General features: G+C 56.5%; 19 protein-coding genes. 15 read left to right on the top strand and 4 right to left on the bottom strand.

Annotated features, from left to right (window positions below):
- Positions 1-162: 162 nt before the first annotated feature.
- Entirely contained in the window at positions 163-621 is a 459-nt protein-coding gene (locus tag BQ8290_RS05460) for a c-type cytochrome (protein WP_337661048.1), read from the top strand.
- Positions 622-811: 190 nt separating this feature from the next.
- On the opposite strand, the gene hemA is transcribed toward BQ8290_RS05460, so the two are convergent.
- Together hemA and BQ8290_RS05450 are read right to left on the bottom strand one after the other, a co-directional pair.
- Positions 812-2032 (bottom strand): 5-aminolevulinate synthase, encoded by a 1221-nt coding sequence (gene hemA, locus BQ8290_RS05455; RefSeq protein WP_108788298.1) that lies wholly within the window; start codon positions 2030-2032, stop codon positions 812-814.
- Positions 2033-2162: 130 nt separating this feature from the next.
- The gene (locus BQ8290_RS05450; protein ID WP_337661047.1) at positions 2163-3845 is read right to left on the bottom strand and encodes an ABC transporter permease; all 1683 of its coding nucleotides are present in this window, start codon (positions 3843-3845) and stop codon (positions 2163-2165) included.
- Between the two features lie 2 nt (positions 3846-3847).
- On the opposite strand from BQ8290_RS05450, the gene BQ8290_RS05445 reads away from it, so the two are divergent.
- From BQ8290_RS05445 to BQ8290_RS05425, 5 genes are all read left to right on the top strand, one after another.
- Entirely contained in the window at positions 3848-4978 is a 1131-nt protein-coding gene (locus tag BQ8290_RS05445; protein WP_337661046.1) for an ABC transporter ATP-binding protein, read from the top strand.
- Positions 4979-5038: 60 nt separating this feature from the next.
- Positions 5039-6076, top strand: a complete 1038-nt coding sequence (locus BQ8290_RS05440; protein WP_108788296.1) for an extracellular solute-binding protein — start codon at positions 5039-5041, stop codon at positions 6074-6076.
- Positions 6077-6283: 207 nt separating this feature from the next.
- Positions 6284-7111: a ferredoxin--NADP reductase gene (locus tag BQ8290_RS05435; RefSeq protein WP_337661045.1), complete on the top strand. Its 828-nt coding sequence runs from the start codon at positions 6284-6286 to the stop codon at positions 7109-7111.
- 164 nt (positions 7112-7275) lie between these two features.
- Positions 7276-8016, top strand: a complete 741-nt coding sequence (locus BQ8290_RS05430) for an SDR family oxidoreductase (RefSeq protein ID WP_108791966.1) — start codon at positions 7276-7278, stop codon at positions 8014-8016.
- A gap of 15 nt (positions 8017-8031) precedes the next feature.
- Positions 8032-9051, top strand: coding sequence for an aldo/keto reductase (locus BQ8290_RS05425; protein ID WP_108788294.1), 1020 nt, complete (start codon positions 8032-8034; stop codon positions 9049-9051).
- Between the two features lie 78 nt (positions 9052-9129).
- Here BQ8290_RS05425 and BQ8290_RS05420 read toward each other — a convergent pair whose 3' ends face one another.
- Positions 9130-11844, bottom strand: a complete 2715-nt coding sequence (locus BQ8290_RS05420; protein WP_108788291.1) for a TonB-dependent receptor domain-containing protein — start codon at positions 11842-11844, stop codon at positions 9130-9132.
- 127 nt (positions 11845-11971) lie between these two features.
- Positions 11972-13528: a hypothetical protein gene (locus BQ8290_RS05415; protein ID WP_108788289.1), complete on the bottom strand. Its 1557-nt coding sequence runs from the start codon at positions 13526-13528 to the stop codon at positions 11972-11974.
- Positions 13529-13847: 319 nt separating this feature from the next.
- On the opposite strand from BQ8290_RS05415, the gene BQ8290_RS05410 reads away from it, so the two are divergent.
- The 9 genes from BQ8290_RS05410 (at position 13848) to virB11 (ending at position 22593) form a co-directional block, all read left to right on the top strand.
- Positions 13848-14285, top strand: coding sequence for a tetratricopeptide repeat protein (locus BQ8290_RS05410; protein ID WP_108788287.1), 438 nt, complete (start codon positions 13848-13850; stop codon positions 14283-14285).
- A gap of 170 nt (positions 14286-14455) precedes the next feature.
- Positions 14456-15100, top strand: coding sequence for a lytic transglycosylase domain-containing protein (locus BQ8290_RS05405; RefSeq protein ID WP_337661044.1), 645 nt, complete (start codon positions 14456-14458; stop codon positions 15098-15100).
- Positions 15101-15158: 58 nt separating this feature from the next.
- Positions 15159-15464 carry a TrbC/VirB2 family protein gene (locus BQ8290_RS05400; RefSeq protein WP_108791962.1) on the top strand — a complete coding sequence of 102 codons (306 nt, stop codon included), beginning with the start codon at positions 15159-15161 and terminating at the stop codon, positions 15462-15464.
- 9 nt (positions 15465-15473) lie between these two features.
- Positions 15474-15758: a VirB3 family type IV secretion system protein gene (locus BQ8290_RS05395; RefSeq protein ID WP_108788285.1), complete on the top strand. Its 285-nt coding sequence runs from the start codon at positions 15474-15476 to the stop codon at positions 15756-15758.
- Positions 15759-15805: 47 nt separating this feature from the next.
- Positions 15806-18274, top strand: a complete 2469-nt coding sequence (locus BQ8290_RS05390; protein ID WP_108788283.1) for a VirB4 family type IV secretion/conjugal transfer ATPase — start codon at positions 15806-15808, stop codon at positions 18272-18274.
- Positions 18271-19491 (top strand): type IV secretion system protein, encoded by a 1221-nt coding sequence (locus tag BQ8290_RS05385; RefSeq protein ID WP_108788281.1) that lies wholly within the window; start codon positions 18271-18273, stop codon positions 19489-19491. Before BQ8290_RS05390 ends, BQ8290_RS05385 begins: the two co-directional genes overlap by 4 nt.
- On the top strand, positions 19488-20351 hold the full coding sequence (locus BQ8290_RS05380) for a TrbG/VirB9 family P-type conjugative transfer protein (protein ID WP_108788279.1): 864 nt from the start codon (positions 19488-19490) through the stop codon (positions 20349-20351). The genes BQ8290_RS05385 and BQ8290_RS05380 overlap by 4 nt, the downstream gene beginning before the upstream one ends.
- Before the next feature lie 37 nt (positions 20352-20388).
- Positions 20389-21540: a TrbI/VirB10 family protein gene (locus BQ8290_RS05375; RefSeq protein ID WP_337661490.1), complete on the top strand. Its 1152-nt coding sequence runs from the start codon at positions 20389-20391 to the stop codon at positions 21538-21540.
- A 24-nt stretch (positions 21541-21564) separates the two neighbouring features.
- Positions 21565-22593, top strand: coding sequence for a P-type DNA transfer ATPase VirB11 (gene virB11, locus BQ8290_RS05370; RefSeq protein ID WP_337661043.1), 1029 nt, complete (start codon positions 21565-21567; stop codon positions 22591-22593).
- Positions 22594-22703 lie beyond the last annotated feature (110 nt).

Raw genomic sequence — 22703 nt, 5'->3', positions numbered from 1 at the left:
TCGCTCAAAGCCGTTTGTATGTTGGGACGTTGGACCCGTGACATCGTTCTTTTGTCTGGAGAAAGACGCCTTCGCCAATGATCGCTCTTGTGAAAGAGGTTGTGGGCTTGCGTGCGTCGGCAGAGATATTGATCGAACTCTATTTGAGGAATTTTGAGCATTATGCGTAAGATTGTTTTGAGCACCGTTGCGCTCACCAGCCTTGTTGCGGTCGCCGCATGCAGTGAGAACTCGGACGAGCCCAAAGCGGACACCGGTCCTGTTGCGGTGGATTCGGTGGAACCTGCGGTTGAGCTGACATTCGCTGATCTCACGGGCGATGCTGCGGCCGGTGAGGCGGTTTTTGTTCAATGTCGGGCCTGTCATTCTGTTGAAGAAGGCAGGAATGGTGTTGGCCCGTCGCTGTATGGCATCATTGGCGCCAAAGCCGGCGCTGTTGATGCGTTTAACTACACCGATGCAAACGCGAACAGCGGGATTATTTGGACATCGGAAGTGATATTCGAATTTCTGGAATCACCGCGCGAATATCTTCCGGGTACTCGCATGGCGTATCCGGGCCTCAGGGATGCACAGGCTCGTGCAGATTTGATCGCCTTTTTGGAGGCAACCGGTCAGTAGCTTTCTGACCTTTCCAATTTCGATTTAGCCAAGCCGAGCCTGAAAATCAGCCAGTTTCGACCGTCTCGAAATTGCTGGGTGATTTAGGCTTGGCAATGGTGGCGGCCCACTTTGGCTTTAAAGTGCCGCTATCTGATGCGGCAACTACCGAAGCGATGGATTAAGGCGCGTTTGGATTGCGTCCAATCGATCAAGCGGCGGACGCCATCCGCGCCAGCTCACATTGGGACCATATTTCCGACAAGGCGTTGACCAGACGATCAATGTCGCCGTCATCATGCACGGGTGACGGCGTCAGTCGCAACCGCTCCGTTCCAACTGGAACTGTTGGGTAATTGATGGGCTGAACATAGATGCCGTGATTGTCCATCAACCAATCGCTGATGAATTTGCACTTATGCGCATCGCCCACCATCACTGGGATGATATGGCTGGGATTGGCGAGATGGGGGATGCCCATGATGTCGAGCTTACGCCGAACTTGCTCCACACGCTCGCGTTGCAGTTCGCGCTCTTCGCTGCTGTTTTTCAAATGCCGGATACTCGCGGCGGCTCCGGCGGCAACCGCTGGGGGTAGGGCGGTGGAAAAGATAAAGCCGCTCGCGAAACTGCGCACGAAATCGACAAGGTTCCGGCTGGCTGCGATGTAACCGCCCATCACCCCGTATGCCTTACCCAATGTCCCTTCGATAACGGTGATCCGGTCCATCAAACCTTCGCGTTCGGCAATACCGCCGCCGCGTGCTCCATAAAGCCCCACTGCGTGGACTTCGTCGATGTAGCTCATAGCGCCGTGCTTCTCACACACATCAAGGATCTCTTTGATAGGTGCGATGTCGCCATCCATGGAATACACGCTTTCAAACGCGACCAGTTTGGGAACTTCGGGTCCAAATTCGGATAGCATCCGGTCAAGATCTTCGGGATCGTTGTGCTGCCAAATTTTGTAAGGCGCGCGGCTGTGGCGGATGCCTTCGATCATCGATGCGTGGTTGAGCGCATCAGAGAACACAACACAGTTGGGAATCTTGCTGGCCAATGTGCCAAGCCCCGCCCAGTTTGAGACATAGCCGCTGGTGAACAAAAGCGCGCTTTCCTTGCCATGCAAATCGGCAAGTTCGGCTTCTAATTCAACATGATAATGATTGGTGCCCGAAATATTGCGCGTTCCGCCTGCGCCCGCGCCGCATTCATCCAAGGCCGAATGCATCGCGTCGATTACCACCGGATGCTGACCCATGCCGAGATAATCGTTGGAACACCACACGGTAACCGCCTGAGTTTCTTCACCAACAAAGCGGGTCGCATGCGGGAACTTGCCTCGATGGCGCTTAATGTCGGTAAAGACGCGATAGCGACCTTCTTCGCGCACGCTGTTCAGCTCGTCAGCGAAATAGGTTTCGAAATCCATGGGTTGTCTCATTGCCTCCGATTTCTTGGTAGCCATGAATACTCAGTCCCGTCCATTCAATTTTCGCGGCGCAGCCTGTTCAAGCCGCAAAAAACCCATCCGAACGGGGCATTTCACCCCTCAAGCGGGCTTAGCGTTTGCCGGTTCGCGTCAGGAGTAAAACGGGGAGCAGACCCACTGCTAAGAGGATCAAGGCGGGTATAGACGCCTCCACAAGCCGTTCATCGCTGGCCAAACGGTACGTGCGAGTGGCCAGTGTTTCCAAATTGAACGGCCGCAAAATAAGGGTGGCTGGCAGTTCGCGCAAAGTGTCGATCAGGACCAAGGCAGCGGCTGTGGCGAGGCTGGGGCTAAGAAGGGGGGCGTAAATGCGCGTGAGGACCCGTGTTGGTTTTGCGCCAAGCGAGCGGGCAGCTGCGTCGAGCGAAGGTGGGATTTTGCTAAGGCCGCCATCCACGGCGTTGAACGCCACGGTCAGGAAACGGACGGACAGCGCATAAATTAAAATCGCGCTTGTCCCCGTCAGCAGCAAGCCGCCGCTGTAGCCCAATTTATCGCGGGCGAACCCAGTGATCGAAATGTCCAACGCCCCCAGCGGTGCCAGCAAACCCACGGCCAAAAGAGCGCCGGGCAAAGCGTATCCCAGAGTTGAAACACGAATTGCGGCCGATGCTACGCGGCTGTTGGATCGCGCTTTTGCAAAGGCTAGAACAAGCGCGGTGATCAAACACACAGTCGCCGTGGCAAGACCCAGCCAGAGGCTGCCGCTGGCGTATGTCCATAGATCCCCAATCGCGGCAATCGCGCGATCGCCAACCGCCAAAGATGCCAAGTGCATCGCGGGGACAAGAAACCCGAGCAAGACCGGCACAAGGCACGCCAGCATCGCCAGCATTTGCCCCGTTGCAGACAATTCAATCAACGGTTCTCGGTCGCCTCGGTCCAATCCATCTTTGCTGTCGGTGCGACCGGCGCGGGTGCGAGCCTCCCAAATGATCAGTCCGACCACAAAAACCAACATCATCGCCGCCAATTTCAACGCGGCCTGTTTGTCACCCATGGCCAACCAGCTGCGGAAAATGCCAGTGCTGAACGTGGGAATTGCGAAGTACTGGGCGACGCCAAAATCCGCCAAAACCTCCATCAACACCAACACCAATCCACCAAAAATTGCCGGACGCGCGGCGGGCAATGCGACGTGCCAAAACGCCTTAGAGGGTCGCGCGCCCAAGCTGCGGGCGGCGCGAAACTGGCTTTGGCTTTGGGTGGCGAATGCGCCGCGCGCGAGCAGGTAGACATAGGGGTACAGGACAATCCCCAGCACAAAGCCTCCGCCGGCTAAGGATCGGATTTGCGGGAACCAATAATCGCCAAAGCTCCATCCGGTGAGGCCGCGTAAACCGGATTGAACTGGGCCCGTGAAATCGAGCAGGTCGGCATAGACATAGGCCGCAATGTAAGCAGGGACAGCCAGTGGCAGGACCAACGCCCACGCCAAAACGGATCTCCCCGGAAACCGGGCTGCGCTAACCAGCCATGCGCATCCGGCCCCCAATAGGGTCGCGATGCCCCCGGCGATCAACAGGAAGGCCAGCGTGTTCATCACATATCTTGCCAGAACGGTCTGAGCGAGATGGGCGATCGCTTCGAAACCGCCACTGGGTGCCATCACCAATATTGTGACGATAGGAACGGCTGCCGTGGCAGCCAAAGCCAACGCCGCCAAAGTCCAACCGTCCAAGGCATGCGGTATCGCACCCGGACGATTGCCAGCGCTTGCAGTGTGCGGACCGGATTGCGTAAAGCGACTCACAATTGCAATTGGACCATTTTGCACGTCGACCCGGGATTGCTGATCCGACGGTCTTGGAATGGGCCGTCACCGCACAGGACAATCATGTGAGCCTTGAATTTAGTCATGTTGCCCATTCTTACGCGGATGTTGCGGCTTTGCGCGATGTGTCGTTCACGGCGCACACTGCGGAAATCACCTGTCTGCTTGGCTCGTCCGGCTGTGGGAAGTCAACCTTGCTTAATCTTGCCGCGGGGCTTTTGCCCATACAGCAAGGGACCATTTCGGTGGACGGAACACAAATGGCGGGACCGGGCGTAGATCCCCCTCCCGAAGCGCGGCCCGTTGGGTTGGTCTTTCAAGACGGCGCATTGTTCCCGCATTTGAACATTGCCCGCAATATTGGTTTTGGTTTGGATGATCTGAACCGTTCGCGAGATGGCCGGGCCCAAACGTCGGCTTTGGTCGATGAATGGCTGACACGCATTGGGCTATCCGGATTGGGAGAGCGGTACCCGCACGAACTTTCCGGCGGACAACAACAACGCGCCGCACTCGCGCGCGCAATGGCGCCCGATCCGCAAGTGCTGTTGATGGATGAACCGTTCGCCAGCGTCGATATCGTGCTGCGCCGCCGTCTAAGACGCGATTGCCGCCTGTTGTTGAGGGAGGCGCGGACGACCACCGTTCTGGTTACTCATGATCCCGAAGAGGCTTTGGACATCGCGGATCGGATCGCGGTGATGGAAGGTGGGCGGATTGTGCAATTTGGCACTCCTCAAGAACTGCACGATTACCCACAGGCGGCCTCTGTCGGCGCGATTTTTGGAGGGGCTCAAATCGTTCCAGCTCAACGCGAAGGGGACGCAATGCGCACCCCCTTTGGCAATTGGCCGATGACTTGCCTCGTTGGGGATGCTCCCGATTGCGCGCAATTGGATCTCTTGATCTATGCAGAGCGGTTGGACTGTTTGGCGGATCCCGATGGATTGAATGTCCGCGATGTCCATCCGATTGGTGCGGCCAACCGCGTTTTGATGGCGACCGCCAATGGCGAAGAGATTACCGCCGTGACCCATGCCGCGTTGGACGCAACGTCGCCGATCCGACCGGTCCCCCAAAATGCGAGTGTTTTGGCGTTTGCGCGCGATTAACGCTTGCCTTCCTTAAAATACTATTGCAACGCATTCGCAACAACACTGTAAGGACTTTCCATGAAGCGTTTGATTATCAGCACGGCGATGCTGCTCCCCCTTTCTTTGACCATTGCGGCGTGTGCGGAAACCGAAGAAGCCGGCGCGTCGGGTGAAGTGAATATCTATTCCTCCCGTCATTATGACACCGATTTGGCATTGTACGACGATTTCACCGAACAAACCGGCATCACCGTCAACCGGATTGAGGCGGATGCGGACGCGTTGATTGAGCGGATTTCCAGCGAAGGCGAATATTCGCCGGCTGATTTGTTGGTCACGGTGGATGCGGGCCGCCTTTGGCGCGCCGAAGAGGCGGGGATCCTCGCTTCGGTTGAGTCCGAAACTCTCAACGAACGCTTGCCCGATTATCTGCGTCATCCCGATGGGCTTTGGTTCGGTCTATCCACCCGCGCGCGGGTTGTGATTTACAACACGGCGGCCGGAACGCCCGAAGGTCTCGAAACCTATGCCGATCTCGCCGATCCGGCGTTTCGCGGTGACATTTGCATCCGTTCTTCGTCCAACATTTACAACATCTCGCTCCTCTCCAGCATTATTGCGAACGAGGGCGCAGAGGCCGCAGAAAACTGGGCCAGCGGTGTCGTCGCCAACTTTGCGCGCGACCCACAAGGCAACGACACTGCGCAGATTGAGGCGGTGTCCGCCGGTGAATGTCGTATCGGCGTAGTGAACACCTATTACCTCGCGCGTTTTGCCGGCGGTGATGAAGAGCAACGGGCGATCTTTGACAATCTCGGCGTAATTTTCCCTGATCAAACGGGCAACGGTACCCACATCAACATCAGCGGCGCCGGTGTCGTAACCAACGCGCCGAACCGCGAAAATGCGATCGCTTTCCTCGAATATCTGACATCTGAAAGCGCTCAGCAATATTTCGCCAACGGCAACAATGAATATCCCGCGGTCACCGATGTCGCCGCGAATTCGGCAGTGGAACAATTGGGTGAGTTCAAGCCCGACACGTTGAACGCCGCCGAGATTGGCCGCAACCAACGCGAGGCGGTCGAGATTTTCGATCGCGCCGGCTGGAACTGATCATTGGGTTGAAAGCGCGCCAAATGGCTCTTGCGGCGATGGGTCGAGGTGGATCGTCGCCGCAACGGCCAAGGCGCGCTTTCAGGCCTTATCACTAATCTACCTTGAAGCGACGCAGTGGAACGTCCATTTGCGGCGTCAACAAAGGCGCGCATCGTGGCGCGCCGCGTTTCGTTTGAGACCCAATTTTTTGTGTAAGGCATTGTTTTGACCGACACCATCAATCCGCCGATCCCGCCCCGTGATGCTTTCAAAGAAGGCGGGGCCATTTCGATTGAAACCATCACCAGCGTGGAACAATGGAACGACGACCTCTTCAGTTTGAAGATGACCCGTCCGGCAAGCTTCCGTTTTCGCTCTGGCGAATTTGTGATGATCGGTCTGCCAAAAGAGGATGGAAAGCCGCTTTTGCGCGCCTATTCACTGGCCTCACCCAGCTATGATGAAGAGCTCGAATTCCTCTCAATCATCGTCCAAGACGGCCCTCTGACGTCGCGGTTGCAACACATCAAACCCGGCGATCCCATCTATCTGGGCAAGAAACCGACCGGTACTCTGGTTACTGACGCATTGCTGCCGGGGAAACGCCTCTTTATGTTGTCCACGGGCACCGGCCTTGCGCCGTTTATGAGCCTCGTTCGTGACCCCGAAGTGTACGGTATGTTTGACGAAGTGATCGTGGTGCATTCGGTGCGGCGCGTCGCTGATTTGGCCTATCGCGAATTGCTCGAAAGCAAGCTTGAAGGCGATCCGTTGCTTGAAGACGAAGATCGTGCGCGTATGATCTATGTGCCGACTGTAACGCGGGAAGAATTCCACACATCCGATCGCATTCAAACGCTAATCGATGATGGCCGGCTGTTTGCGAACAGCAAAGGCCCCAAACACTTCGTTCCCGAAGAAGATCGCGTAATGTTGTGCGGCAGCATGGCGATGATCAAAGATCACGCCGCTGATCTCGAGAACCGTGGCTTCGAAGAGGGCGCGAACAACAAGCCCGGTCAATTTGTGATTGAACGCGCCTTTGTTGGGTAATTCGGCTTAGGCTATCGCTTTAGCCGCTCGATCTGCGCCTGTTTCCCCGCTTCGCATCGGCCCGCTGGCTTGCACGTCGGCTTGGCCGCTTCCTGCTTTACTTTCGCGCCAGAATGCCGTGAATTGCAGCCTCCTGAAAAAATGCGAGGCCGCAAATTATGGCGATGACTGACCCGATTGATTTCACCAATAGGCGCGTCGTCGTGATCGGTGGGTCGAGTGGAATCGGCAATGGCATCGCGCAAGGATTTCGCGCGCGCGGGGCCGACGTTATTGTCACTGGCACGCGCCCCGACAGCGGCGATTATCTAGAGGCTGAAGACAGCGATCTTCGCGGCCTGAACTATCACCAATTGAACGGGGCCGAACGCGATGCCGTCGACGCTCTGGCCGGGACAATCGGGCCGATCGACGCTCTAATCCAAAGCCAAGGGGTTGTGCGTTATAAACGGCAGGAATTTGAGCGCGATGGGTGGGATGCGGTCGTCGATGTGAACCTAAATTCGGTTATGGATGCGGCGCGCGCGTTCCATCCGGGCCTCAAAGAGCGGGGCGGATCCATGGTGATCGTTTCTTCTGTTGCGGCGTTCAAATCCACGATGGGCACGCCCGCCTATGCTGCGTCAAAAGCGGGTGCGGCGAGCCTCGTAAAATCGTTGGGCGAAGCATGGGCGCGCGATGGTGTCCGGGTGAACGGTATCGCGCCGGGTCTCGTCCCAACCAAACTCACCAGTGTCACAACCGACCATCCGGAACGATTGGAAGCAAGCTTGCGCGCTATCCCGCTGCGTCGGATGGGCACGCCCGAAGATATGGCTGGCGCCGCGCTGTTCCTGGCCTCTTCGCTTTCCGCCTATATGACCGGTCAAACCCTGGTGGTTGATGGCGGTCTCACCCTTTCATAATAGGATATTTGCGCCATGAAATTCACCCGTCTCGGCCAATCTGGCCTTTCAGTTTCGCGGCTTTGCCTGGGCTGCATGAGCTATGGCGACACGACAAAGGGATGGCACGGTGACTGGCTCTTGGGAGAAGAAGATAGCCGTCCATTCTTTCGCCAAGCGTTGGAAGCGGGGATCAATTTCTTCGACACGGCGAATGGATATTCGGGCGGAACATCGGAAGAGATCACCGGTAAGCTTCTGAATGAGATGGCGAACCGCGATGAAATTGTGGTCGCGACAAAGGCATTTATCCCTTGGCGAAACGCCCCCAATACGGGCGGATTGTCGCGCAAAAGTCTGATGCAGGCGGTTGATGACAGTCTCAACCGGCTGAACATGGATTACATCGATCTGTTCCAGATCCATCGCTGGGATGATGCGACACCGATCGAGGAAACCATGGAGGCGCTGCACGACATCGTGAAGGCGGGCAAGGCGCGCTATATCGGCGCGTCCAGCATGTATGCATGGCAGTTTGCAAAGGCGCAGGAGACCGCGCGCAGCAACGGCTGGACGCGGTTCATATCGATGCAGAACCAACTCAATTTGCTTTACCGCGAAGAGGAGCGCGAAATGCTGCCCCTTTGCGAAGCAGAAGGAGTGGGCGTGATCCCGTGGAGCCCATTGGCGCGCGGTCGATTGGCGCGCCCGTTGGGTGAAGAGACAGTGCGCAGCAAGACCGATGGTTTTGGCAAAGTCATCTACCCAGAAGCGGCGGCCGATGACGCGACCATCTCTGCACTTTCCGACCTTTCCCAACAACGCGGTACCCCGATGGCAAGCCTCGCATTGGCGTGGCATTTCACCAAGCCATCCGTTGCCGGCCCAATTATCGGTGCCACCAAAGAGCATCATATTAAGGCCGCGGTCGCGGCGTTGGATATTGAGCTAACGCCGGAAGAGGTTGCCGCGATTGAGGCGCCCTACCTGCCCAAATGGCCCACCGGCATGGGCATGGCGATGCCGGGTATGGATAAAGTGACGGTCAAATCGTGACGCGAGGCGTTTGACGACCAAAATAAAAGGCCGCTCCAATCATGGAGCGGCCTTTTGTGTTTTGGGATTCGCGCAGAATCAGAAGTCGGCAGAAATGCCGAACGACACCGATGTCCCGACTTGGTAGGTGTTAAATTCCAGACGGTTCACGCCGTTATCCTGAAATTCAAAATTGTCGCGGCCAAAGATGTTGCGCACCTCAAAGCTCAATTCCATCGGAACGCCGAGTTTGATTTCCGAACGCGCAACGAAATCCACCGTGAGGCCGGGGTCTTCGACAAAGTCAGGCTGAATGCCGGATCGCTGTGTCACCCGTTCACTGGCATAGTTGAAGAGAAAACTGACTTGCTGCGTTTTCTCGGTGTCTTCGATGCCGATTGTGACGTTGGCCACGTGATCCGATTGCCCGACAAGTCGATCGCCATCTTCAAAGATCAAGCTGGCCAGTTGATTCGGGTTCAATGGGGTGGGGGCAATGTCGCCTTCGCCAACCGAGATTTGCGATTGGGTGTAGGTGTAATTCGCCATGATCAGCAATTGCTTCGTCTCAAAGAACGTGCCGCCCAATCCATACAAATCGATGCCGTACACCGTGTCGAATTCAATCCCGTACAATTCGGCTTCTGGTGCATTGGCAAAGCTGGTGAAGATTTGGCCCGACGCCACGTTGAACGTGTTTTCAATCGGGTTGTCGATCTTCTTATAGAAACCAGCCAAGCTTACTCGGTTTGGACCGCCCATATAATGTTCGGCGCGCACTTCAGCGTTGATCAATTCACTGTCTTGCAACAGTGGGTTGCCTTGGAACAGGCGGTTGGATTCCGGGTCGAAGAAGCGTTGCTCGATCAACTCGCGGAACTGCGGTCGAGCAATGGTTTGCGATGCCGACGCGCGCAATTGAAGATCGTCGATCGGTTCCCACGTGATAGTGCCTCCGGGGAGGAAGTAATCGTTGGCGATGTTCGTTGGCGTTGCCCCGGCGATCGGCGTGTTGAACAAGGTTTGATCGAGCGATACGAGCTGTGTTGCGTCTTCGTAACGAACACCCATTTCTACGGTCAAAGTGTCGGTCGGAAGCCATCGGAACAGGCCATAACCGGCTTGCACTTCTAACGCTGCGTCGAACACTGGGAACGGCGTTGCCTCGGTCAAACTTACATTGAACCCAGCAAGCGCCGCGTCGGTAAAGATCGATCCGGGTTGGCGCAGGCCGAGCGCGACGGCGGCCGTATCGTTCAACGAACCGCCAGCAGGGTTGTTGGGATCAACGGAGATAAAGGGACGGAATTCTCGGCTTTCCGAACGGCGATCTGTGTCGGTGTAGGCATAGCCAACAGTGATTTCGAATGTGTCCGCAACTTCGTAGCCAAGATCAATGCCGCCGTACCAAAGCTCTTCTTGGAGATCATCGAAAGACACCGTTGAGATGCCGGCATCGGAAAGCTGATTGAAATAGGCAACAAAGAGGTCGCCGAATTGGTTGCCCGAAAAGTTGGTGCGAGTGTAGCTGAAGCTGGAGTTGAACGGCGCTTCGCGGTCTGTTCGCGCATAGCCCCCGCGCAGATCCACACCAAGTCGGTCAAATTCAAGCTCGGCAACAATCTGAGTGTCCATCAATTGACGTTCAAACCAAGCGGTCTGTTGATTGATGAAATCGAAACCGGTTTCGCCCGGGAACACGTCGAACCCTTCTGACAACCGCGCCGTTTTCAACGTGTCGCGGATGAACAGATTGGTCCAACGGATGGTGTTTTCACCAAAATCAAGCCCGACACTAACCAAACCGTTCACAAGGATGGATTCGTCCGTGATGAATGTCTCGTCCTGTTGAAACACTTCGGAAAGGTCGTTGCTGCCGCGCTGACTTAGAACGCTGCGATTGCGCAGGCTGTTTTTAATCGATGCGGTCGCGATCACGCCAAGGAACGCATCCTCGCCCACTTCGAATGAGGCGCCGCCCGTGATCGAGCCTGAAAAGTTCGGCCGTTGCGAATTGTCTTTTTGGAGGGTCACAAGATTGATCGGGAAAAGCTGGCTCGCGATCCCTTCGGACACTTCGATCGGAACGGAACCGATGCGTTCTCCGCTGTCAAGGAACGCTTGAAGATTGGATGGCACGTCGCGATTGCCGTTGTCGAAACCGAACGAATCCAAGTTGGAACCGAAATAAGTCAGACCGTTGCTGAAGGTGGTTTCGGTGTCACCGCTCGCGCCGAAGCTGACGGATAGGAAATCTTCGACCGGAACGGCTTTGGTGGTGAGGTTGATCACGCCGCCGCCAAATTCACCGGGATAGTTTGCCGAATATGTCTTTTGGACCAAGGATGATGAGATCACATTGGTCGGAAAAATGTCGAGCGGTACGACGCGGCTTAATGGCTCTGGGCTGGGCAGGGGGAGGCCGTTGAGAAGCGCCAACGAATACCGATCGCCAAGGCCGCGCACAAACACCCGGCCATCACCAACCAATGAAAGCCCCGAAACGCGGCCCAATGCGCCGGCAATGTCGCTTTCGCCAGTGCGGGCAATATCTTCTTCGGATAGGACGCTCAAAACCTGAGTTGAGGACCGCTCCGGATTGCGGTTGCGGCGTCCGGTTACGATAATGCCAGAGCCACCGGGAACTGAGATTTCCGGTCCCTGATAGTCATCACCCTCTTCTTCGGGTGTCCCTTGAACGGTGCCCTCTGGATCAGCGTTCGTTTCATCCGCAGATTGCGCATGAACAGCCACAGGGAACGTAAGAGATGTGGTGAGAAGCAGCAGCCCTGCGAGACGTGTGCCGGTCGACATAGTGAAAGACCCCCTCATGAAATAGGCCTGAGAATTGTGATTGAGCCGGAGTTGCGCCCGCTCAGAGAAATGAGAGAAGGGAGGCGACCGCAAAACGCGCTCGCCTCCCTTGCTCCACACAGTCGGATCAGTTGACCGGCAGCGAGGTGCAGGCGCCGCTTGCACTGCCAAAGTCGAGGATCGACGAATTGCACGTCCAATCACCGAAATTGTCAGCGATCGCGTCATCCTCGGCCCCGATAAAGCCGATGTTTGAGAAGAAGGTCGACCGTGCGGTTGCATCAAATGCGGTCACTGCGTTCTCGTTGGCGCCGTTCACGAATGAAGAAGTCAACGTAAGCATCGCCATCAAATTGTTGTTGGTGCCGGCATCGACAACCGCCTGGACGTCGGCATCTGATGGGCCAGAACCGCGAACCGGCCGGGTCACGCCGTCACACACGACAGAGTCGATCCCAACGATTGCATCCAAAGTGATCTGTTCATCGATCCGGATGCAAACATCGTCGGCAGTGTCCACATCGATGACGGTGTTGGTGAGGCCGATCGCCGCACCACCGCGGGCACGAACCGCTTGCCCTGATGATGAAGAGCGTTGAAGGAATGTGGCGTTGTTGATCTGAAGCACGGTTTGCGGAAGCGCGGTGCCCGGTGTGCCTTGTTCGCCGCCTGGCGAATCCAGCTCAATGATGCTGTCGCCGGTGTTTGTACGCTGTGCGACCACAACGGTTTCAACGTTGGCCTGTGCGCCGGTGTCTACATCCAAAGAATCGTCGGATGCGCCGATTACCGCCAAGTTTTTGACATTCACCGACCCGCCGAAGAATTCGACGCCATCGTCCGAGCTGTTGAACGACATCAGATTGCTGATGACAGTGCCCGATCCAACACCGCCCGTGGTGAGTGATTGCAATTCGTTCGATTGCTGAAGTTCAAAGCCGGAGAAGCGGATTTGATTGAATGTGAATGATCCGGAGGAATCGGCCGAATCTGTACCGCCAAATGGGGTCACAACCGATGTGCCCTCCAATTGTTGTTGGCATGTCGGGTTGGCGTTCGGCGCGGCAGCGGTGTTGAACGTGCCGTCGGAACAATCGGAAACCGGCGCACGGCCCAATAGGACAACGCCGCCCCATTGTGCGTCGCTCGCGTCGGTTGCAATGCCAAGCACGTTGTCGCGGCTGGTCCAGATGATTGGCATTGTCTCTGTGCCGTTGGATTCGATTGTGTTGCCGCGATTAACCACAAAGAACGATTCACCTTGTGCGAACAAGATTACGCCGGGCTCAATCGAAACGGTCACATCGGTGCCGGTGCTAGAAAAACCTTGATCGGTGCCGACATTCACCCGGCCGGTGATTTGATAAAGAAGACCTGAAACAAACGGCAGATTGTCGTCCGCGTTAAAAGTCGTGGGCAATTCGCAAACCCGGTAATCACCGGTCGGCGTGCCGTCGATCGTGCCCAGATCGGTGAGGCCCCCGGTTGATGCGATCGTAGGGCATCCAGCCGCCGCCGTGACCGTTGCGCCGCCGGTGGCTGTGGGCGTTGGGGTCGGCGTTGGTGTCGGGTTGTTGATGATGATGTCGCCGGTGCTGCCGGGTGATACAATTTCATCTGCGCCGCAGCCAGCAAGAGCAACGATGCTGGCGCCAAGAATGAGAGTGCGTTGAATGTTTTTCACAGCGAGTGGTCCCCTAAAAAACCTGAGAATCGGTTGATCGCGATTTGGTTCGCGAGGTCTCGCTAGGGTTGCTGTGTGACAAAATTTCTGCGGAATTGCGATTTGTGCGACAGGCTTGTCACATTACAAGATTGCGACACTTGAGTCATTGAATCACCATCAAAATGTCACATTTAGTGACCTACGCTGTCCAGTTAAAGCATTGAAAAATAGAGCTAAACCCCTCTAAATTTCAAAAATATGACAAATGTGACATTTTCATTGCAATCAAATGAAATTTGAGTCAGCTTACTGTAACATTTTGAGGGAGGGCATCGGCATGAATCTGTTGATCAAAACACCAATCGCACTCACCGCGCTGTTTGCTGCGACCGCCGCGATTGCGCAGCCTGTTGGGGCACCCGTCAAGGCATCGTCTGGTGCACCGACGGACGCTGGCCTCGCGGCCGTACCACTGTCAAACGGGGAAAGTGATCGCGCCATCACAATGCTGCGCGCTGAATTGGAGCAGTATCCCGGCGATTCAGCGCTGCTCATCAACCTTGGAATTGCTTATGCGCAAGCGGGCGATGCAGGCGAAGCCCGCAGCGCGTTTGAGGCCGCCATGTCGAGCCGTCATGCGATCGATCTGGAAACTGCCGACGGTGCAACAATGGATTCCCGCCGGGTTGCCCGCCGGGCATTGTCTATGCTGGACCGTGGTGCATTCGGAAATGCCGCCAGAAATTCTGGCCGGTTGTCGCTGAACCAACAATAACATCGGGCCAGGCCTGTCGCCGTATTCGGACGACCTTCAGCCCCCGTAAATAGAGCGGGCGGACAATGGATTGGTCGCTACCGAATATAGAGATAGGAGCCAGTTTCAGCGATCTCTGTCACTTACCTGTCATTTGCGGTAGACAATAGGGAGCTTCTGGAGGGCCCGGAATGATTCTCGCCACCGCGAGTAGATATGGCATAGTCATCGCGTTAGTATTGAGCGCATCGATCGCGCATGCCGATGTGATGGTGATTGACGACACTGGCGCCCGTTGGGTCGCCGGCGGCCCCTCTGACGTGGGCGAAGTCTCCGGTGAGAATCCCAACGAAAGCATCAATCTGGCTGCATTGGAGATTCCCGATCGGATCGTTGGGAATATGGCAGCGCACGCGTCGGACGTTCCCCCGCAATACGCCGCAAAGATTCAAGAATTGGCGCGCCGTTTTGATCTCAGCGCCAGCTTGCTTGAGGCGGTGGTATGGCAAGAAAGCCGTTGGCGCGAAGACGCCGTTTCGCATGCAGGCGCGCGCGGATTGGCGCAGTTGATGCCCGGCACCGCGGAATATCTGGGTGTTGATCCCGATGACCCGATGCAAAATTTGGAGGGCGGCGCGCGTTATCTGCGCGAGCAGCTCGATCTGTTTGACGGGGATTTGGAAAAAGCTCTTGCCGCGTACAATGCTGGCCCAGGCCGAGTCCTGCGCGCCGATGGCATTCCCAATATTCGTGAAACACAAAATTATGTTGCCGCCATCATGGGGCGGTTGGCCGATCATTCTCGCCCTGAACGATCACCATCGGGCGTGCAGTGATGCGCGAATACGAAATGATTGCGCGTGGCGCCTTAGTTGAAGGACAATGGATCCAATTATGATGTCGTTTTTTCGTTACCCTTTGCTTTTGATTGCCGCGCTTTTGCCGGCGGCGGCTTTTGCGCAAACCAACCCACAAGCGGGCAACGCCACCGGCGCCGACCCGATCACAGCAGCACTGCAATGGATGCAGAGCATTTTGTTGGGGCCCATCGCCACCAGCTTGGCCGTTATGGCGGTCGCCGGTGTTGGGTTTATGATGCTGACGGGCCGGATGAATTGGCGATATGGCGGCACCGTGATTGTTGGCGTGTTCATCATCTTCGGTGCTCCACGACTGGTCGCCTCAATCGGCGGGTTTTGATCGACAACCATGACTGATCTTGTCCGCCATCCTGTTTATCGAACGCTGACCCGGCCTCAGATGTTTTTTGGGGTCACGATGAATTTCTTCATCATCAATTTGATGGTGACGACGATCGCGTTCCTGATTCTGGACAGCTTTCTGATGATCGTGGTGCCGGTGGTGATGCACATTATCGGCTATTTTGCTTCGCTGCGCGAACCGCGTGTTTTCGATCTTTGGATCACCAAAGTGTCAAAATGCCCTCGCGTGCCAAATTTTCGTCGGTGGGGCTGCAACAGCTACGCACCTTGAGACATCGGCGTCACGCCTGTGAATTGGCCTCTTAAGGAGGGCCGGATATGGTGAATTGGATCGGACCTGCATCGTGGAGCGCAAGGGAAGCGCGCGTTGGCGATCGTCTGCCGTATGAACGGCTGATCGACGAAAGCACCGTCTTGCTGCGCGATGGATCGGTGATGAGCGCGATCCAAGTCCCTGGATTGTTGTTTGAAACGGAAGATTCCGACGCATTGAATGCCCATGCCGCCACGCGCGAAGTGGTGTTGCGATCAACGTTGGATGCGCGATTTGTACTGTACCATCACGTCATTCGTCGCCGGGTCGAAGTGGAATTGGATTCAGAATTTCCAGATGCTTTGTCGCGCCATATGGATGCGCGATGGAAAGAGCGATTGGCCGGCGGATCTTTGTTCATCAACGATCAGTTCGTCACGCTAATCCGCCGCCCTGCGCGCGGAAAAACCGGATTACCGGAACGGATTTCAAAGTTCTTTTCACGTCAGGGCAAAGAAGAACTTGAGGCGGATCCGAAAGATATTCGCAACCTGAAATCGGCGGTCACGGGGCTTGTCGCTTCGCTGTCGTCCTATGGTGCTGCCGTGCTGGGCGATTACGAAGTTCCGGGCGATCAAGGTCGTTCCAATGGGACGAATTCCGAAATGTTGGAGTTGTTGTCCGCGCTGTATAACGGCGAAATGCGCCCCGTGCGACGGCCCGATCCCGACACCGATATTGGCCATATGATCCCCTATCGCCGCGCCAGCTTTGGTCTGGACGCGATGGAATTGAGCGGGTCGGGTAAACCCGATTTTTCCGCCATTTTGGGTCTGAAAGACTATCCAGAAGCTACGTCACCCGGTTTGCTCGATGGGTTGCTTCGCTTGCCGTATGAAATGGTTCTGACCGAGAGCTATGCCCCCAATGAGCGGACGACGGCTCGCGAACGCATTGATTTGGCGCTGCGCCGGTCGCGATCCGTTGATGAAGAGGCCGCGGCAGAACGCGCAGATATGATGAGCGCGCGCGATGCGTTGGGCAATGGTAATGTTGGCTTTGGTGACCACCATTTGACTGTCCTCGTTCGTGAACGATCATTGGATCGTTTGGATGATGCAACGGCCGCCTGTTCCGCAGCATTGGCCGATACCGGCGCGATTGCGGTTCGAGAGGACACCAATCTGGAACCGTCATTCTGGGCACAGTTCCCCGGCAATGAGGAATTTGTGGTGCGACGCGCGCTGATCTCTTCTGCCAATATGGCCAGCTTTGGCAGCTTCCATGGATTTGCACTGGGACAAGCATCGGGCAACCATTGGGGCGAGGCGGTCACGTTGCTTGAAACGACGAGCGCGACGCCATTCTTCTTCAATTTCCACCATGGCGATCTGGGCAATTTCTCTGTGATTGGCCCTTCCGGATCAGGCAAGACCGTGGTCATGAACTTCCTCGCCGCACAGGCGCAGAAATTCAAACCGCGCACCATTTTGTTCGATAAGGATCGCGGCGCAGAATTGTTTATCCGTGGAATTGGCGGTCGATATGATCGGATCAATCCGGGTGAGCCCACCGGCTTCAATCCATTGGCCCTACCGGACACGCCGAGCAACAAGGCGTTCTTGCGCGATTGGTTGGGCGTGCTGCTCGCAGCGGATGGTCCGGAAGAATTGGCATTGATCAGCGCGGCCGTAGACGCCGCCTACGCAAACGATGCGAGCCTGCGCCGACTGCGGCATTTCAAAGAATTGCTGGCCGGCGCTCGACGCCCCGAGGCAGGCGATTTGGCGGATCGGTTGAGCGCGTGGATCGGCAATTCCAATGGCGATGGCGGGGAACACGCTTGGCTGTTTGATAATGAGCACGATGCTTTGGATTTGGATACGCGAGTTTTGGGTTTTGATATGACCCAATTGCTTGAAAATCCGCGACTGCGCACGCCGACAATGATGTATCTCTTCCATCGGATTGACGAACGTCTCGATGGTGAACCGACGATGATCCTTATCGACGAAGGGTGGAAAGCGTTGGATGATGAGGTCTTCGCCGCACGCATTCGTGATTGGCTAAAGACTTTGCGCAAACGCAACGCCTTGGTTGGATTTGCGACCCAATCGGCGCGAGACGCGTTGGAAAGCCGGATATCGACCGCCTTGGTCGAACAGACTGCCACCATGGTCTTCATGCCCAACAGCCGCGCGCGGGTAGAGGATTATTGCGACGGGTTTGGACTGACTCAGCACGAGCTCGCCTTGATCCGCACGTTGCCTGCGCATTCGCGCTGCTTCCTTGTGCGGCAACCCGATGCCAGCGTCGTTGTGCGGTTGGACCTTTCGGGTGCGCCCGAGGTGTTGACGATATTATCCGGCCGCGAAGCGTCGGTGAGGCGGCTTGATCTCTTGCGAGAGGCGGTGGGCGATGAACCGAGCGCATGGTATCCCGCGCTCACCAATCGTCCATGGCCCGATGGCGCGATGGGCGATCCTACAGCAACCGATGGAAACGGTTTGCCTGTTTGGCAGGCTGCCGAATGACGACAAGCTGCGATCTTGCATCCCAAGATATGGGAACGGGCGTCGCAGCCGCTTTGACGGCCGTCGATTGCATCGCCAGTCAGGTCAGCGAACAAGCGTTTGAACGCTTGTTTGGAAGCGATGGCGCTTTAATCGCCGCCTTGATCATATTGTTGACGATGTATGTCGCGTTTTTAGGCATCAGCTTGATGCTGGGCCGGTCGAACCTGTCGATCCGATCGATGGTTCCGCGTATGATGATGATCGGTTTGGTCCTCACATTCGTGACCAGCTTTGTGGCCTATCAAAGTGTATTCTATAATTTTTTCGTGCTCGGCCCCGATTGGGTCGCTGGACAGGTGACGGAAAATGACGGTTCGGCAACCGCGACCTTTGCGACAAAGCTCGATATTGTTTTTGTCGCTGTTCAACAGGCCAGCACCGGGCAAGAAAACATCAGCATGTTCTCGCCGCCGGGTATGATGTGGCTTGGCGCGATGCTTTTGCTGTTGGGGACAGTGGGATTGTTGGTGACCGCGCGCATTGGGCTCGCCCTGCTGCTTGCGATCGGGCCGATTTTTGTGGTGCTCGCATTGTTTGATGGCACACGCGGGCTGTTTGTTGGATGGCTCAAGGGCGTCGTAATGTTGGCGCTTGCCCCATTGTTCGCTGTGGTTGGTGGATCCATCATGTTGGAGATGGCGGTCCCGATCCTTGCCGCTTTGGTCGCCGTCCCCGGACAAATCGATCAACAGGCGGCTATGGCGTTTTTCGTGGTCGGGTTTGTCCATGTTTTGTTGATGTTGATGGTGTTGAAAGTCGCCTCAAACATGGTCGCAGGATGGACTGTTTTTGGTCTCGCATCGCCCAACGTTGCAGATGATAGGCCAGCTGATTTAGCGCGTGCAGATCGGGCGGATGCGGCCGCTCAAGCCGCAGCTGCGCCCGGGCGCGCCGCGCAAGTCGCACCACCATCCGCGAACACCGTTGGGCAAAGGCGAATAGATGTGGCCACGCCGGTAGCGATGGCCGCCAACGACATCGGCGCAGCTGGCACCACCACCATTCGCGAGACAAAGGTATATGCCGCGTCTTCAGGAAATGGTCAGGCATCGCCGACCAATTCATCAACATCGCGCACGCACGGTATTGGCAATCGTTTCCGCTCTGTCAAAGGCACCCATTCGACGGCGAGCGCAATGGGCGCCACCGCAACAAAATCGGAGAAATCAACATGATCCGCGCCAACCGTTTTCGGTTTGCCGCATTCGGCTGTATTTTGGCGGTTGGATCGCCATCGGCAATTTTTGCGCAGGAAGCCCCCATTGCAACCGAGACGGTCGAAGATACCCGCGCCAACGATCCACGGCTTCTCACAGAAGTCTTTGATGAAAGCCGCGTGTTCACGATCAACGGCAAAACCCGGGTTCAAACCGCGATCAAATTCGCGCCCGATGAATCGATTGAGAACGTTGCGGTTGGCGACAGCGCGGTTTGGCAAATCCAGCCCAATCAGGCGGCAACGATCCTATTCGTCAAACCGTTGGAGACTAACGCGCGCACCAATATGACGGTTGTGACATCGCGCCGCACATATTTGTTTGACCTAGTAGCGTCGCCGCGGAACGACCCGATTTACGTGCTGCAATTTCGTTATCCAGAATTGGAAGCCGCAGAGGCCGCCGCCGCTTTGGCTGCCGCGCAAGACGCGATAGAAATGGAGGCCAACGCCATCGAAATCGCTGCGGCCAACGACCCATACGCCGTTAGCGATCCGGCTGCGCTGAATTTTCAGTGGGCCGGTGACGGCGATCGGGATCTGTTGCCGTCGCGCGCCTATGACAACGGACAAGCCGTGTTTTTGACGTGGCCCACGGACACAGCAATCCCGGCGATATTGGTGACCAACGCCGCCGGCGACGAAGGGCCAGTGAATTTCACGGTACGCGGTGAAACGGTCGTGTTGGACAGTGTTCCTGCGCAAATCATTCTGCGTTCGGGCCGCGACACCGCCACACTAACGAACAACGGCCCTTCGCCTTTAGACAATCGTGCGCAAAGCGCGCGCGCTGACAATGCGGAGCAATTGGGATCATGATGAACCGCACCGGACATTCTAATCGGGAGATGAAATGATGCGTCTTGCCATGCGACTTCCGCCTAAGAAGGGCGATCAAAGCGCCGCAGATTCCGGCGACAACAACGCCAATGATCCGCGCGAAACCGAAAGTGCAGAGGTCATTGATCTGGCGAGCCGGACCGGCTTTTCATCCGTGGTTGAACGCAAGTCCAAAATTGAAGGGTTGGGGCTTGCCGCTGGCGCTGTGATTGTCGTTCTATTGGGGGCCGTTTCCTATTGGGCCATGACCGCGGCGGATAACCCACCCGCAACGCAGGCGGCCGGTGCGCAACAATCGCAGCCAGTTCAGGCTGCCGCGCCAGCCGAAGCGCCTGCGCCGCGACCCACGGTTCCACCGCCAGCCGCACGCCCTGACCCGGCGCCAGCACCAATTTTGGCCAATCCGCCCCGGGCGGCAACTGGCCCTGCTGCGAACCCTCTCAATTCGCCAGTCTTGACCGTCGATTTTAGCGGCCGTGCACAAAATGCGAGGGCCGCCGAAGCTGCACCGGGCGCTGCGCCGGCGACCGGCAGTGCTACTGGGGATTCCGGAGCGAGCGGCGCTGCAGCTGCTTTCGCCAGCCGGCTGGGTGGAGTTGGCGGAGCACCTGCGCAAGCACGCCCCATGGTCAATCCAACCATGACCGTCACCGAAGGCACAATGATCCCGGCAATTCTGGAAACCGCGATCAACACCGATGTGCCGGGTTATGTTCGTGCAGTCGTAAGCCAAGACGTGCGCAGTTTTGATGGGACGCGTGTGCTTATCCCACGGTCTTCGCGTTTGATCGGGCAATATCAATCGGGCGTACAGCAAGGTCAGACGCGCGCCTATGTCATCTGGACGCGTGTGATACGCCCTGATGGTGCGTCCGTTAACATCGCTTCGCCCGCCGTCGCGTTTGATGGCACGACTGGTTTGGCCGGCGATGTGGACAATCACTTCTTTCGCAGATTTGGATCATCCATGTTGTTGTCCGTCATTGGTGGATTGGGTGCGATTGCATCGGGTGGTACTTCAGTTGTCTTAGGCGGAGCTGGGCAAGGCGCCGCTAGCATTGCCGCGCAACAAGACGGTCAAATTGGCCCGACGATCCGCGTTTCTATGGGTGAGCCGCTGCGGGTTTATGTCGCGCGTGATCTCGATTTCAGCACGGTCACAGAATAAGGGCGCGTTAGCGGAAACGATACAATGACCGCGGATATTCACCCTTTGCCCTCTGGCACCGACTCTTCGATAGGCGACCCATCCGGCAGCGCCATTGATGGCGAACGCAGCGTCTATCTCGACGCGTATCTTGCGCCGTTCAAACGGTGGTTGGATCGCGATACCGTTACCGAAATTATGGTCAATGAACCGGGCGAAGTGTGGGTTGAGGACGCATCCGATCCCGGCATCAAGAAAATTATCACGCCCGATATCGACGATAGGCTGGTTCAACGCCTTGCCGAGCAAGTGGCGCGGGTGAGCCATCAAGGGATCAATCGCGAACACCCCTTATTGGGGGCGACATTGCCCGATGGCGCGCGCATTCAATTTTGCGGTCCACCGGCAAGCCGCAAACACTGGGTTATGGCAATCCGACGGCATCGGCGACTGGACTTGCCGCTGGATGCGTATGACACCGGGCCTTTGGCGGGAGAAGTCGCGATTGATATGCCCGATCCACAATTTGAGCCCATCGCTTATCTTCGCGAAGCCATACGACATCGACGCACCATTTTGATATCTGGTGGGACCAGCACGGGTAAGACGACATTTCTCAACGCGATGTTGGGCGAAATCCCACAACAAGAACGCGTGGTTTTGGTCGAAGACACGCCGGAATTGAAATTCCCCGGCGAAAATTCCGTTGGTCTTGTCGCGGTTAAGGGAGAGTTGGGCGAAGCCAAAGTCACGCCGAACGAATTGCTTCAAGCCGCCCTTCGATTGCGTCCGGATCGCATCGTCCTGGGCGAATTGCGGGGTCAGGAAAGCGTTTCATTCTTGCGCGCAATTAATACCGGGCATCCCGGCAGTTTTTCAACCATTCACGCAAATTCTCTGCGCGGCGCGTTGGAGCAATTGTCGCTTATGGTGATGCAAACCGGCATTGGCCTTACTCGGTCCGACACGATCGCTTACGCTGCCAGTGTGATCGACGTGATCGTGCAATTGGGCCGCGACGCCAACGGCAAACGCGGGATCACCGCAATAGCGGACAGCCGATCTCTAGTTTGAATTGTTCCTTCGCAGAGCAGCGCAGTCCATAGTGGCGAAGCGTAAAACGGTCGGCACAGACACGAAAATTTGAGAATTGTATGACAGTGTCGATACAGTGGGTTATGCGT

Source organism: Erythrobacter sp. Alg231-14 (assembly GCF_900149685.1).
Lineage (GTDB): Bacteria > Pseudomonadota > Alphaproteobacteria > Sphingomonadales > Sphingomonadaceae > Erythrobacter.
This window is presented reverse-complemented; position numbering and strand designations above follow the sequence as displayed.

Bases quoted from the DNA above. Each gene is read 5' to 3' on its own strand.
- BQ8290_RS05460 (WP_337661048.1), top strand. From the start codon at position 163: ATGCGTAAGATTGTTTTGAGCACCGTTGCGCTCACCAGCCTTGTTGCG.
- hemA (WP_108788298.1), bottom strand. From the start codon at position 2,032: ATGGATTTCGAAACCTATTTCGCTGACGAGCTGAACAGCGTGCGCGAA.
- BQ8290_RS05440 (WP_108788296.1), top strand. From the start codon at position 5,039: ATGAAGCGTTTGATTATCAGCACGGCGATGCTGCTCCCCCTTTCTTTG.
- BQ8290_RS05430 (WP_108791966.1), top strand. From the start codon at position 7,276: ATGACTGACCCGATTGATTTCACCAATAGGCGCGTCGTCGTGATCGGT.
- BQ8290_RS05425 (WP_108788294.1), top strand. From the start codon at position 8,032: ATGAAATTCACCCGTCTCGGCCAATCTGGCCTTTCAGTTTCGCGGCTT.
- BQ8290_RS05420 (WP_108788291.1), bottom strand. From the start codon at position 11,844: ATGTCGACCGGCACACGTCTCGCAGGGCTGCTGCTTCTCACCACATCT.
- BQ8290_RS05410 (WP_108788287.1), top strand. From the start codon at position 13,848: ATGAATCTGTTGATCAAAACACCAATCGCACTCACCGCGCTGTTTGCT.
- BQ8290_RS05405 (WP_337661044.1), top strand. From the start codon at position 14,456: ATGATTCTCGCCACCGCGAGTAGATATGGCATAGTCATCGCGTTAGTA.
- BQ8290_RS05400 (WP_108791962.1), top strand. From the start codon at position 15,159: ATGATGTCGTTTTTTCGTTACCCTTTGCTTTTGATTGCCGCGCTTTTG.
- BQ8290_RS05395 (WP_108788285.1), top strand. From the start codon at position 15,474: ATGACTGATCTTGTCCGCCATCCTGTTTATCGAACGCTGACCCGGCCT.
- BQ8290_RS05390 (WP_108788283.1), top strand. From the start codon at position 15,806: ATGGTGAATTGGATCGGACCTGCATCGTGGAGCGCAAGGGAAGCGCGC.
- BQ8290_RS05385 (WP_108788281.1), top strand. From the start codon at position 18,271: ATGACGACAAGCTGCGATCTTGCATCCCAAGATATGGGAACGGGCGTC.
- BQ8290_RS05380 (WP_108788279.1), top strand. From the start codon at position 19,488: ATGATCCGCGCCAACCGTTTTCGGTTTGCCGCATTCGGCTGTATTTTG.
- BQ8290_RS05375 (WP_337661490.1), top strand. From the start codon at position 20,389: ATGCGTCTTGCCATGCGACTTCCGCCTAAGAAGGGCGATCAAAGCGCC.
- virB11 (WP_337661043.1), top strand. From the start codon at position 21,565: ATGACCGCGGATATTCACCCTTTGCCCTCTGGCACCGACTCTTCGATA.